Annotated in this window: 9 protein-coding genes; all 9 read left to right on the top strand. The window is 72.5% G+C overall.

Going from position 1 to position 12,853, the window contains the following annotated elements:
* Positions 1-2,208 (top strand): peptidoglycan D,D-transpeptidase FtsI family protein, encoded by a 2,208-nt coding sequence (locus IW249_RS00170; protein WP_196918911.1) that lies wholly within the window; start codon positions 1-3, stop codon positions 2,206-2,208.
* A gap of 52 nt (positions 2,209-2,260) precedes the next feature.
* Positions 2,261-3,823: a UDP-N-acetylmuramoyl-L-alanyl-D-glutamate--2,6-diaminopimelate ligase gene (locus IW249_RS00165; RefSeq protein WP_196918910.1), complete on the top strand. Its 1,563-nt coding sequence runs from the start codon at positions 2,261-2,263 to the stop codon at positions 3,821-3,823.
* The gene (locus IW249_RS00160; protein WP_196918909.1) at positions 3,820-5,217 is read left to right on the top strand and encodes a UDP-N-acetylmuramoyl-tripeptide--D-alanyl-D-alanine ligase; all 1,398 of its coding nucleotides are present in this window, start codon (positions 3,820-3,822) and stop codon (positions 5,215-5,217) included. Before IW249_RS00165 ends, IW249_RS00160 begins: the two co-directional genes overlap by 4 nt.
* Positions 5,214-6,338 carry a phospho-N-acetylmuramoyl-pentapeptide-transferase gene (gene mraY, locus IW249_RS00155; protein WP_030334519.1) on the top strand — a complete coding sequence of 375 codons (1,125 nt, stop codon included), beginning with the start codon at positions 5,214-5,216 and terminating at the stop codon, positions 6,336-6,338. Before IW249_RS00160 ends, mraY begins: the two co-directional genes overlap by 4 nt.
* 223 nt (positions 6,339-6,561) lie before the next feature.
* Entirely contained in the window at positions 6,562-8,007 is a 1,446-nt protein-coding gene (locus tag IW249_RS00150) for an FtsW/RodA/SpoVE family cell cycle protein (RefSeq protein WP_196918908.1), read from the top strand.
* The gene (gene murG, locus IW249_RS00145; RefSeq protein WP_196918907.1) at positions 8,007-9,113 is read left to right on the top strand and encodes an undecaprenyldiphospho-muramoylpentapeptide beta-N-acetylglucosaminyltransferase; all 1,107 of its coding nucleotides are present in this window, start codon (positions 8,007-8,009) and stop codon (positions 9,111-9,113) included. Before IW249_RS00150 ends, murG begins: the two co-directional genes overlap by 1 nt.
* On the top strand, positions 9,110-10,675 hold the full coding sequence (murC, locus tag IW249_RS00140; RefSeq protein ID WP_196918906.1) for a UDP-N-acetylmuramate--L-alanine ligase: 1,566 nt from the start codon (positions 9,110-9,112) through the stop codon (positions 10,673-10,675). Before murG ends, murC begins: the two co-directional genes overlap by 4 nt.
* Positions 10,672-11,490 carry a cell division protein FtsQ/DivIB gene (locus IW249_RS00135; protein WP_196918905.1) on the top strand — a complete coding sequence of 273 codons (819 nt, stop codon included), beginning with the start codon at positions 10,672-10,674 and terminating at the stop codon, positions 11,488-11,490. Before murC ends, IW249_RS00135 begins: the two co-directional genes overlap by 4 nt.
* Before the next feature lie 245 nt (positions 11,491-11,735).
* Positions 11,736-12,851, top strand: coding sequence for a cell division protein FtsZ (ftsZ, locus tag IW249_RS00130; protein WP_196918904.1), 1,116 nt, complete (start codon positions 11,736-11,738; stop codon positions 12,849-12,851).
* Positions 12,852-12,853: the final 2 nt, after the last annotated feature.

Raw genomic sequence — 12,853 nt, 5'->3', positions numbered from 1 at the left:
GTGCCACCAAGGTCGGACGAGCCGCGCCGGGACCCTACGGGGTCCCGGCGCGGTTCTGCACGTGACGCCCGGTCCGGTGACGGCGAGCCACGCACCGGCGAGCCGGGCATCGGGGGCATCTCCGGCGCCCGGGCGTACACCCCGAGGGGTCGGACGGTCCGCGAGGAGCGCGCCACGCCGACGCGCGGCCAGGGTGCCGAGCAGCGGCGTACGCCGCGCAGCACCCGGTCCGGTGACCCGTTCCGGCCGGCGTTGCAGGTGCTCGACGGGGGCCGGGCCGCCGCCCGGGCCGGCCGGCGCGACGCTCCGGCCGCCGGACGCGGTGGGGTGGTGCGCACCGTCGCGCCGCGTACCCCCCGTGGCCCGGGTGGGGACGAGCCGCCGCCGCGTCGCCGGACAACGCCCCGCGCGCCGCGTCGTGCCGACCGACCGGCGGCCCGGCGGCCGATCCGCAAGCCACGACGCCCACCGAAGCTGGCCGACTCGCGGCTACGGCTGCGGCTGGGCACCGTGCTCGCGCTGACCCTGTTCGCCGTCATCGGGATCCGGCTGATCTTCCTCCAGGCAGTCGACGCACCGGCGTACGCCGGGGGCGGCGTCACCGACCGCACCCGCACTGTCGAGCTGCCGGCGCCGCGCGGCGCGATCTACGACAGCACCGGCGCGCCTTTGGCCCGCAGCGTCGAGGCGCGGTACGTGTACGCCGACCCGACCGAGGTCAAGGACCGGGCGGGCGCCGCGAAGGCGCTCTCCCCGCTGCTCGGCATCCCGGTGTCGAAGCTCATGGAGCTGATGAAGCCGCGCAAGCTGGAGAACGGGATCGAGTCCACGTTCTCCTACCTGGCCCGGGGAGTGGAGATCCCGACCGCCAAGCGGGTGCAGGCGCTGGAGCTGCCCGGCATCGGGGTGCACCGCGACGAGCGCCGTGAGGTGCCCGGCGGTGACCTGGCGGCCAACCTGATCGGTTTCACCAGCCAGGACATGGTCGGGTTGGAGGGGCTGGAGGCCCGCTACGACGACGTGCTCGCCGGTCAGGACGGCAAGCGGGTGTACGAGGCCGGCCTCGGTGACCTCGCCGCGCCGATCCCCGGCGGCTACAGCCGGACCACGCTCGCGAAGCCGGGCAGCTCGCTCGCCCTCACCATCAACGGCGACCTGCAGTTCCGCACGCAGCAGATCCTCAGCGCGGGCATGGCCCAGGCGCCGGGTGGCACCGGCGCTGCCGTGATCATCGAGATTCCCTCCGGCGCGGTGCTGGCGCAGGCCAGCAACCCCACCTACAACGCGGCGAAGCCGACGCCCAGCGACCCGGTCGCCCGGGAGGACGCCGCGACCAGCTTCGTGGTCGACCCGGGCTCGGTGCACAAGGCGATCACCTACGGCGCGGCGTTGCAGGAAGGGGTGATCACCCCGGACACCACGCTGCCCATCGCCAACAGCATCAAGATGGGCGACACCTGGTTCTCCGACACGCACCCGGCCGACGGCAAGCGGATGAGCGTGCCGGGGATGCTCGCCTACTCGTCGAACGTCGGCACCATCACCATCGCCGAGCGGCTCGGCCGGGACCGGCTGATCGACTACCAGAAGCGGTTCGGGCTGGGTAAGCCCACCGGCGAGGGGATGCCCGGGGAGGCCAGCGGGCGACTGCTGCCGGCCGACGAGTGGAGCGGGTCGTCGCGCGGGTCGGTGCCCATCGGGCACAGCGTCGACGCCACCCCGTTGCAGATGGCCGCCGCGTACGCCGCCATCGCCAACAACGGCACGTACGTGCAGCCGCACCTGGTCAAGGAGCTGATCGGCCCGGACGGAAAGCGCACCCCCGTGCCGGCACCGGCGACCCGGTCGGTGCTCAGCCCGCAGAACGCCGCGGCCCTGCGCACCATGCTGGAGGCGGTCACCACAGTCGACCACGCCACCGGCCTGACGGCCGCGGTCCCCGGTTACCGGGTCGCCGGCAAGACCGGCACCGGGTGGCGGCTGGTGAACGGCAAGAAGCAGCCCGGTGAGGTCTCCTCGTTCATCGGAATGGCCCCCGCCGAGAACCCCCGATACGTGATCGCCGTCTTCGTCTACGCGCCCAACGGTGGGGGCGCGGCGATCGCCAATCCGGCGTTCCGCGACATGATGCAGTTCACTCTGCGTCACTACCGGGTGCCGCCGTCCACCGGCGGATCCGCGCCCAAGTTCGTGGTCTATCCGCGCTGAGCAGCGATGGCGGGACATCATCGGTGAGTGCCGACGAACCACCGGGGCGGCTGTGCGGCCGGAACCGGACGACCGGGTAGGGTCTGACGCCGTGCCCGGCAATCCACGTCCACGTACCGTGACCGGAGTCCGGCTCGGTGATCTCGCCGTCCGGCTCGCCGTCGACCTTCCGGCGGACGCCGCAGCGGTGGTCGTCACCGGGGTCACCCACGCCAGCCAGGAGGTTCGCTCCGGCGACCTGTACGCGGCGCTGCCCGGTGCCCGTCGGCACGGCGCGGAGTTCGCCGCCGGCGCCGCCGAGGCCGGTGCGGTGGCCCTGCTGACCGACCCGGCCGGTGCCGCGTTGGCGGCGCAGACCGGTCTGCCCGCCCTGGTGGTGCCCGACCCGCGCGCCGTGCTCGGCGAGCTGGCCTCGGCCGTGTACGGCGACCCCACCGCCGACCTCACAGTGATCGGGGTGACCGGCACCGCGGGCAAGACGTCCACCGCGTACCTGATCGAGTCGGGGCTGCGGGCCGCCGGGCACACCACCGGGCTGGTCGGGACCGTGGAGACCCGGCTCGGCGATCTGGTGATCGACAGTGTCCGCACCACCCCCGAGGCGACCGACCTGCACGCCATGCTGGCCACCGCCCGCGAGCGTGGGGTCACCGCAGTGGTCATGGAGGTGTCCAGCCACGCGCTGGCCATGGGCCGGGTGGGCGGTGTGCGGTTCGCCGTCGGCGGTTACACCAACTTCGGCTCCGACCACCTGGACTTCCACGCCGACAGCGACGACTACTTCGCGGCGAAGGCCCAGCTCTTCGACGGGCGCTGCGCGGTCGAGGTGCTCAACCACGACGACCCGGCGTTGAAGCCGCTGCTCAAGCCGGCCACTGTCACCTACTCGGCGGCCGGCGAGCAGAGCGCGACCTGGTGGGCCGACGGTGTGGGCGGCGAGGGGTACGCCCAGCGGTTCACCGCGCACGGCCCGGACGGCGTGGCAGTGTCCGCCGGTGTCGCGCTGCCCGGCCGGCACAACGTGGCCAACGCGCTGCTGGCCATCGCCGCGCTGGTCGGCGCCGGGGTGGACCCGGTGACCGCGGCGGCCGGTGTGGCCGCCTGCGGTGGCGTCCCGGGTCGGCTGGAGCTTGTCGACGTGGCCGCGCCGGTGCGCGGGGTGGTCGACTACGCGCACAAGTCGGACGCGATCGTGGCCGCGCTGGCCGCGCTGCGCGAGTTGAGCGCCGGCCGACTGATCTGTGTGATCGGCGCCGGTGGGGACCGGGACCGGGGCAAGCGGCCGGTGATGGGCGCCGCCGCGGCGGAGGGAGCCGACGTGGTGCTGGTGACCGACGACAACCCGCGCACCGAGGACCCGGGGGAGATCCGCGCCGAGGTGCTCGCCGGGGCGTACCGGGCCGGCACGGGCGCTCGGATCATCGAGATGGCGGGCCGTCGCGCCGCTATCGACGAGGCGGTGCGGCTGGCCGAGCCGGGCGACGTGATCGCGCTGCTCGGCAAGGGCCACGAGCGTGGCCAGGAGGTGGCGGGGCAGGTGCTTCCGTTCGACGACAGCGTCGAGTTGGCCGAGGCGCTGCGGGCCCGCTTCGGGGACCTGGCGGGTCAGCGGTGATCACGCTGAGCCTGGCCGAGGTAGCCGCTGCGGTCGACGGGCGGCTGGTGGCCGCCGACCCGAACTCCACCGTCACCGGTTCGGTGGAGTTCGACTCGCGCAAGGTGGGGCCCGGTTCGCTCTTCGTGGCCTTCCCGGGGGAGAAGGTCGACGGGCACGACTACGCGGCGACGGCGATCCAGGCCGGCGCGGTGGCGGTGCTCGGCAGCCGCGAGGTGCCCGGGGTGCCGATGGTGCTTGTCGACGACGCCCTGACCGCGATGGGGCGACTGGCCCGCGCGGCGGTGGACCGGCTGCCTGGGCTGACCGTGATCGGCGTGACCGGCTCGTCCGGCAAGACCACCACGAAGGACCTGATCGGTCAGCTCACCAGCCGGCTCGGGGCCACTGTGGCGCCGCCCGGCTCGTTCAACAACGAGCTGGGGCACCCGTACACCGCCCTGCGGGCTGATCCGGACACCCGCTACCTGGTGATGGAGAAGGGCGCGCGCGGGGTCGGGCACGTGCGGTACCTGTGCGAGCTGGTGCCGCCCCGGATCTCCGTGGTACTCAACGTCGGCACCTCGCACATCGGGGAGTTCGGCTCGCAGAACGCCATCGCCCTGGCCAAGGGCGAGTTGGTGGAGGCGCTGCCGCCGGACGGGCTGGCGGTGCTGAACGCCGACGACCACCGGGTGGACGCGATGGCGAGTCGCACGCAGGCCCGGGTGGTCCGTTACGGCGAGGCGCCCGACGCCGACGTGCGCGCCGAAGACGTCACGCTGGACGAGCGGGGGCACCCGTCGTACACCCTGGTCACCCCGGAGGGTCGGACGCCGGTGCGGCTGCGGCTGGCCGGCCGTCACCAGGTCGGGAACACGCTCGCCGCGGCGGCGGTCGCCCGGGAGCTGGGCATGCCGCTGGCGGAGCTGGCCACGGCCCTCGGCGAGTTGGGGCTGGTCTCGACCCGACGGATGGACGTCTTCGACCGCCCCGACGGGGTGACAGTGATCGACGACTCGTACAACGCCAACCCGGCCTCGATGGCGGTTGCGGTGCGGGCGCTGGCCAGCATGGGTCAGGGGCGGCGTACCGTCGCGGTGCTTGGTTACATGGCCGAGCTGGGCCCGTTCGAGTACGACGGCCATGCCGAGGTCGGCCAACTCGCGGCCGAGCTGGGTGTCGACCGGCTGCTCGTGGTGGGTGAGCCGGCCGCGCCGATCCACGAAGGCGCGACAGCTGTAGCAAACTGGGGAGGAGAGTCGGTGCTGCTCACCGATCAGGCGGCGGCCGTCGAGGTGCTGCGGAGCGAGCTACGACCGGGTGATGTCGTCCTGGTCAAGGGCTCCCGGTACCGCACCTGGGAGGTGGCCGACGCCCTGCGCGCCGACGCCGGTGGGGAGCCGACCCGATGAGGGCCGTCATCGTGGCCATCGGGGTGGCCTTCCTCGTCTCGCTCTTCTGCACCCCGATTGCGATCAAGGTGTTCACCCGGCTCAAGGCCGGTCAGCCGATCCGGTCCGACGGCCCGGCCATGCACCAGGGCAAGAAGGGCACGCCCACGATGGGTGGCGTGGTCTTCATCCTGGCCACGGTGATCGCGTACGTGGCCGGGCACCTCGCCCTGACCACGCTGCCGGACCAGCAGATCGCCCAGGTGGAGCCGACCATCACCGCGCTGGTGCTGCTGGGGCTGATGGTCTTCTCCGGCGCTGTGGGTTTCCTCGACGACTTCCTCAAGGTGCGCAAGCGCAACAGCGCCGGGCTGAACAAGCGCGGCAAGTTGCTCGGGCAGATCCTGGTCGGTGCGGTCTTCGGGGTGATCGCGCTGTGGTTCCCGAGCACGATGACAAACGGTTCGGGCCTGGCGACGAACACCGAGACGGTGGGCAGCACCACGCTGAGCTTCATCCGGGACATCGACTTCCTGGAGGTCAGCAAGGTCGGCGCGGTGATCATCTTCATCTTCGTGGTGATGGCCGCGACGAACGGCGTCAACCTCACCGACGGCCTGGACGGTCTGGCCACCGGCGCGTCGGTGATGGTGCTCGCCGCGTACGCGCTGATCGCGTTCTGGCAGTACCGGCACTGGTGCGCCGACCCGAACTACACCCAGCCGTACTGCTACGAGGTCCGCGACCCGTTGGAGATCGCGTTGATCGCCGGGGCGGCGGCCGGGGCCTGTGTGGGCTTCCTCTGGTGGAACACGTCCCCGGCGCGGATCTTCATGGGCGACACCGGGGCGTTGGGGCTGGGCGGTCTGATCGCCGGCATGGCGATGTCCACCCGCACCATCCTGCTGCTGCCGATCATCGGCGGGCTCTTCGTGATCATCACGATGTCCGTGGTGATCCAGATCATCTCCTTCAAGACCACCGGTAAACGGGTGTTCCGAATGTCTCCGCTCCAGCACCACTTCGAACTGGCCGGCTGGAGCGAGGTCAACATCGTGGTGCGTTTCTGGATCATCGCCGGCATCGGTGTGGCCATCGCCCTGGGCCTGTTCTACAGCGAGTTCCTCGCCAACATGACCTGATCCGCGGGGCCGACACGCCCGAGGGGGCGTTCTGGGGGTGTCGGGCGTGTTTAGCGGTGATGATGTCGGGGTGGGGGAGGACATCGGCACTGAGGGCAGGGCAGGCGGGCGGGCGCGGCGGTCGCCGGGCGCGGCGGGGCGTACCGCGGAGGCGGTATCAACCGACGACGCGCGGGGGCCGGAGCCGGGCGCGTCGCCGCGTGCGGCGGAACCGGCGGCGCCCGTGCCGTTGCGCGGCATCGACGCGGCCGGCGGGCTCGCCGCGCTGCGCGGCCTGCTGGACCGGCCGCTGACCTCCTACTACCTGCTGCTGTCCTGCGCCGGCCTGCTGTTGCTGATCGGGCTGACCATGGTCTTCTCGGCGACCAGCGTGAAGGACTACGCCGAGGACGGCAACGCCTCGGCCTCGGTGACCAAGCAGGCCATCTTCGCGATGATCGGCATCGGCGCGTTCTGGGTCTGCCAGCGCCTGCCGGCCAGCACCTACCGGTCGCTGGGCCGGCCGCTGCTGTTCACCTCGATCGGGTTGCTGCTCCTGCTCAACCTGCTGCTCGCCTACGCCCGGCTGACCGACCAGGAATCAGGGCGGATCGGCCCGATCGAGGCGCGACTGAACTGGCTGTTCGTCGGCGGGATCCAGCTACAGCCATCGGAGCTGGCCAAGTTCGCGATGGTGCTCTGGGGTGCCCACCTGGTCGCCCGCAAGGGCGCCGCGTTGGGCTGGTGGCGCGAGCTGGCCACCCCGCTCTTCCCGGTGGTCGGCCTGCTCTTCGTCCTGGTCGGCTACAACGACACCGGCACCATGCTCTGTCTACTGGCCCTGGTCGTGGGCCTGCTCTGGGCCGCCGGCGTGCGGATGCGGGTCTTCGGCGCCCTGGCGGCGGCCGGTCTGGTCGGGATCGGCCTGCTCGTCGCGGTGGCCTCGCTGGGTGCCGGCTCCGGCGAGCGCGGCGAGGACAACTACCGCTTCGCCCGGCTGGCCATGTTCTTCAATCCGCCGGACCCGGAGACCTGCAAGCTCGGCGACTGTCTCCAGTTCTACCAGGGTCGGCTGGCCATCGAGCACGGTGGCTGGTTCGGCGTCGGGCTGGGCAAGGGCAGCCTGAAGTGGGACTGGCTGCCCGAGGCACACAACGACTTCATCTTCGCGATCATCTCCGAGGAGCTGGGCGTGATCGGGTGCGTCGTGGTGCTCACCCTGTTCGCTGTCATCGCGTACACCGGGTTCCGGATCGCCCGGCGGGTCGACGACCCGTTCCGCCGGCTCGCCGCCACCGCCGTGACCACCTGGCTGGTCAGCCAGGCTGTGATCAACATCGGTGGGGTGGTCGGGCTGCTGCCGATCACCGGCCTGCCGCTGCCGTTCATCTCCGACGGCGGAAGTGCGCTGGTGGTGACGTTGGCCGGCATCGGCATGCTGGCCTCCTTCGCCCGCGCCGAACCCGATGCGGCCAGAGCACTGCATGCCCGTCCGCCGGCCCGGTGGGTCCGACTACTCTGGGCCCCGTTGCCGCCGCTTCCCGGCCGGCGTCGCCGACCGGCGACGCCGCCCGCTGGCCGAGGGTCCGTGCCCCGGTCCCGCGAGCGGCGCCATGACGATCAGGCCGCACCGCGCGGGGTCCGACAGGACCGCAGCCGCAAGGGTACGGCGAGCGAGAGGAGACGCTGATGGGTCCGCTGCGTTCGGTGGTGCTCGCGGGAGGTGGCACCGGGGGGCACGTCTACCCGCTGCTCGCCTTCGCCGACTGCCTGCGCCGACACGACCCGGGCGTCCGGATCACCTGCCTCGGCACACCCCGGGGCATGGAGAACGACCTGATCCCGCCCCAGGGCTACGACCTGCGGCAGATCCCGGCCTACCAGCTGCCCCGGTCGGTCAACATGAACCTGGTCCGCACCCCGGGCCGGATGTGGACCGCGGCGCGCGCCGCGGGCAAGGTGATCGACGAGGTGCGCGCCGACGTGGTCGTCGGCTTCGGCGGGTACGTCGCGGTGCCGGCCTACCTGGCCGCGTGGCGTCGTGAGCTGCCCATGGTGATCCACGAGGTGAATGTGCCACCGGGCGTGGCCAACCGGCTGGGCATGAAGTTCACCAAGAACGTCGCCGTCGGCTTCCCGAACCAGCCGAGCCAGGCCGAGTCGCTGCGCGACGCCACAGTGGTCGGGGTGCCGCTGCGTCGCGCCATCACCGGTCTGGACCGGTACGCGCTGCGCAACGCCGCCCGCGCCCACTTCGGGCTCCGTCCGGACCTGCCGGTGCTCTTCGTGTCCGGCGGCTCGTCCGGCGCCCGTTCGATCAACCTGGCGGTCTCCGGGGCGGCCAAGGAGCTGGCCCGCAACGGCGTGCAGGTGCTGCACGTGATGGGCGCCCGCAACGAGCCGGTGCCGATCCCCACCGACCTGCCGGTGCCGTACGTGACGCTGCCGTACCTGTCCGAGATGGAGCTGGGCTACGCCGCGGCCGACCTGATGCTGGCCCGGGGCGGGGCGATGACCGTCGCCGAGGTGGCAGCGATCGGGCTGCCCACGATCTACGTGCCGTACCCGCACAGCAACCAGGAGCAGCGGCGCAACGCGCTGCCCGTGGTGGAGGCCGGCGGCGGGCTGCTGGTCGACGACGCGGAGCTCACCCCGGACTGGCTGGAGCGCACAGTCATCCCGCTCATCCGCGACCCACAGCGGCTGTACACGATGGGTGCCGCCGCCGCGTCGTACGGCCGGCGCGACGGCGACGAGGCGCTGCGGTCCTTCGTGCTGGCGGCGGTGGCCCGATGACCGCGCAGTTCACCCCGGCCGGCACGCTCACCGCCGAGGACCTGGGCGCCGTCCACCTGATCGGCGTGGGTGGGGTGGGCATGCTCGGCGTGGCCCGGCTGCTGCTCACCCGGGGCATCCGGGTCTCCGGCAGCGACCTGCGGGAGTGGCCGTCGCTGGCGGGCCTGCGGGCGCTCGGCGGCACCATCCACCTCAGCCACGAGGTGACCAACCTCGATGGTGTGGACACCGTCGTCTACTCGTCGGCCATCCCCCAGGACCACCTGGAGCTGGTCGAGGCGCGTCGGCGCGGCCTGCGGGTGCTGCACCGCTCGGAGGCGCTCGCCGCGGCGATGACCGGCCGTCGGGCGGTGGCCGTCGCCGGCACGCACGGCAAGACCACCACCACCTCGATGGTGACGATGGTGCTCCAGCAGGCCGGTGTGGACCCGTCCTTCGTGATCGGTGGGGAGATCTCCGAGGTCGGCTCGGGCGCCCACCACGGCACCGGCGAGCACTTCGTGGTCGAGGCGGACGAGAGCGACCGCTCGTTCCTCATCTACCGCCCGTACGTCTCGATCATCACGAACGTCGAGGCGGACCACCTGAACACCTACGGCGACTACGCGACGCTGGAGGCGGCGTTCGTGGAGTTCGCCCGCCTCACCGACCCGGACGGGTTCATCATCACCTGCGCCGACGACCCGGGCGGTCGGCGGCTGGCCGAGAGCCTGCGGTCCGAGGGGCGGCGGGTCTACACCTACGGCGAGGCGGCCGACGCCGACCTGCGGTTGACCGAGATCGTCTCCTCCGCGCGGGGGGTGCGCTACCTGGCCGCTGTCGACGGCCGGTCGCTGGGCGAGTTCCGGCTGCCGGTGCCGGGACGGCACATGGGGCTGAACAGCGCCGCCGCGGTGCTTGCCGCGTACCTGCTGGAACTGCCGCTGGAGGCGGCGGAGGCCGCGCTGGCGGTCTTCCCCGGGGTGCGGCGGCGCTTCGAGCGCAAGGGTGTCGCGGACGGCGTGCTGGTCTACGACGAGTACGCGTACCACCCGACCTCGATGACGTTGGCGATGCAGACGCTGCGGGAGGTCGCCGGGGACGGCCGCCTGATCGTCGTGTTCCAGCCGTACCGGCTGTACCGCACCCGCGACAACCAGGCGGAGATCGCCGAGGCGCTGGCCCTCGCCGACGAGGTGGTGCTGTTGGAGGTCTTCGGGCCGGGTGAGTTGCGTCAGCCCGGCGAGGGCTCGGCGGCGCTGATCGCGGCCGTGGACCTGCCCGACGACCGCAAGGTCTTCGTGGAGTCGTGGGAACAGGCCCCGGTCGAGGTGGCCCGTCGCGCCCGCTCGGGGGACGTGGTGGTCACCATGGGCGCCCCGCCGATCTCGCTGATGGGTGACGAGCTGCTGGCCGCCCTGGGTGAGCGTACGGACGGCTCGGCACCGACAGCGACCGTCGACCCGGTGGCCACCACCCCGGCGATCGGTGACCCGGTGCCGGGTGGGGCCACGTCCGGCGGTGACGGCGCGGCTCTCGGTGGCACCGCCGTGCCTGGCGGCTCGGCACCCACGGCCGGATGAGTCCCGGCCCGGCCCGAGGGCGGACCAGCGCCGCCGACGGCGGCGCCCCGCGCCGCGGTCCGGCCCGGCGGTGGCAGCTGGTCCGGGCGGGCCGCGACGCGGTGCCGCCCTCGACCCGCCGGTTCATGGCCCGTGCCCGGCAGCGTCGCATGCGGGCGGCGCTGCCGTGGGCGGTGGCCGCCGGGGTGCTCGCCCTGGCCGGGCTGGTCGCCTGGACGGTGCTCGGCACCGGGCTGTTCGGCGTTCGGGAGGTACGGGTGGAGGGCGCCGACCTGGTCACCCCGGTGCAGGTGCACGACGCGGTCGGGGTGCCGGACGGGGTGCCGCTGGCCCGGGTGGACCTGGCCGCCGCCGCCCGTCGGGTCGGCGCGCTGCCGGCGGTGGAGCGGGCCACTGTCTCCCGGGACTGGCCCGGCGCGCTGGTGGTGCGGGTGACCGAGCGGACCGCGGTGGCGGTGGTGCCGCAGGGCGAGGCGTTCGCCCTGATCGACCGTTCCGGGGTGGCGTTTCGGACGGTGGAGCGACGCCCCGCCGACCTGCCGCAGGTGACGGTGGCCCGGCCGGCCGCCGACGACCCGGGCACCCGGGCCGCACTGGAGGTGCTCGTCGCGCTGACGCCGCAGTTGCGCGCGGAGCTGGTGGACGTGAACGTGGAGGGGCTGGCCCGGATCAGCCTGCGGCTGCGGGGGGACCGGACGGTGGTCTGGGGCGACGCGACCCGGGGCACGGACAAGGCCCGGGTGGCCACCGCGCTGCTCGACCAGGACACCGACCGGATCGACGTGAGCGCGCCGGATGTGGTGACCTTTCGTTGACCGGTGAGCGTGCGGGGACGTGACCCGCCGCGCTCCGCTCGGCGACACGCCGCCCGGGTCCTTGGCTCATCGCGTGGTGGCGCTTACGTTGCCTCGAAGAGCTTCAGTGGTTGACATAACTGTAAGCCTCTAGTAGAGGGTTAGGGTTTACCCCTGATCCTCGTTGGTGACAGCTGTCGTCGGCCGCTGGTCTGGCCACGCCGTACCCGGTCGGCCGAAGCCAATCTCGAAGGAAAGGACCGGAGATGACACCTCCGCACAACTACCTGGCGGTCATCAAGGTCGTCGGCATCGGGGGCGGCGGCGTCAACGCCGTCAACCGGATGATCGAGGTTGGGCTCAAGGGCGTCGAGTTCATCGCGATCAACACCGACGCGCAGGCGCTGCTGATGAGCGACGCCGACGTCAAGCTCGACGTCGGCCGGGAGCTGACCCGTGGCCTGGGTGCCGGGGCCAACCCGGACGTCGGCAAGAACGCCGCCGAGGACCACCGCGACGAGATCGAGGAGGTGCTCAAGGGCGCCGACATGGTCTTCGTGACCTGCGGTGAGGGCGGCGGCACCGGCACCGGCGGCGCGCCCGTGGTGGCCAACATCGCCCGCAAACTCGGCGCGCTGACCATCGGCGTGGTGACCCGGCCGTTCTCCTTCGAGGGCAAGCGCCGGCAGGTGCAGGCCGAGACGGGGATAGACGAACTCCGCAACCAGTGCGACACGCTGATCGTCATCCCGAACGACCGGCTGCTGGCCCTGGGCGACCGCAACATCAGCATGATGGACGCGTTCCGCACGGCCGACCAGGTGCTGCTCTCGGGTGTCCAGGGCATCACCGACCTGATCACCACCCCGGGTCTGATCAACCTGGACTTCGCCGACGTCAAGAGCGTGATGAGCGGCGCCGGCAGCGCGTTGATGGGCATCGGCAGCGCCCGCGGCGAGAACCGCGCGGTCGAGGCGGCCGAGGCGGCCATCTCCAGCCCGCTGCTGGAGCAGAGCATGGACGGCGCGCGGGGTGTGCTGCTCTCCATCGCCGGCGGCTCCGACCTTGGCCTGTTCGAGATCAACGACGCGGCCCAGCTGGTCACCGACGCGGCCCACCCGGACGCCAACATCATCTTCGGCGCGGTCATCGACGACGCGCTCGGTGACGAGGTGCGGGTGACGGTCATCGCGGCGGGCTTCGACGGCGGCACGCCCGCGTACAAGGCGGCCGAGCCGACCCGCAAGACCAACACCAACCAGCCGGCACCGCAGAGCTCTCCGACGCCGGCGCCGGCCAGCAACCCGGCTCCGGCCCAGTCGCCGCGCCGGGTGCTCTTCGACGACGTGGACGTTCCCGACTTTCTCAAGAACGGGTCCTGAGC

It is taken from the genome of Micromonospora vinacea (genome assembly GCF_015751785.1).
Lineage (GTDB): Bacteria > Actinomycetota > Actinomycetes > Mycobacteriales > Micromonosporaceae > Micromonospora > Micromonospora vinacea.
This window is presented reverse-complemented; position numbering and strand designations above follow the sequence as displayed.

What these genes read in the sequence shown, in the direction of transcription:
- mraY (WP_030334519.1), top strand. Translation starts at nt 5,214, where the DNA reads ATGAGGGCCGTCATCGTGGCCATCGGGGTGGCCTTCCTCGTCTCGCTC.
- murG (WP_196918907.1), top strand. Translation starts at nt 8,007, where the DNA reads ATGGGTCCGCTGCGTTCGGTGGTGCTCGCGGGAGGTGGCACCGGGGGG.
- murC (WP_196918906.1), top strand. Translation starts at nt 9,110, where the DNA reads ATGACCGCGCAGTTCACCCCGGCCGGCACGCTCACCGCCGAGGACCTG.
- IW249_RS00135 (WP_196918905.1), top strand. Translation starts at nt 10,672, where the DNA reads ATGAGTCCCGGCCCGGCCCGAGGGCGGACCAGCGCCGCCGACGGCGGC.
- ftsZ (WP_196918904.1), top strand. Translation starts at nt 11,736, where the DNA reads ATGACACCTCCGCACAACTACCTGGCGGTCATCAAGGTCGTCGGCATC.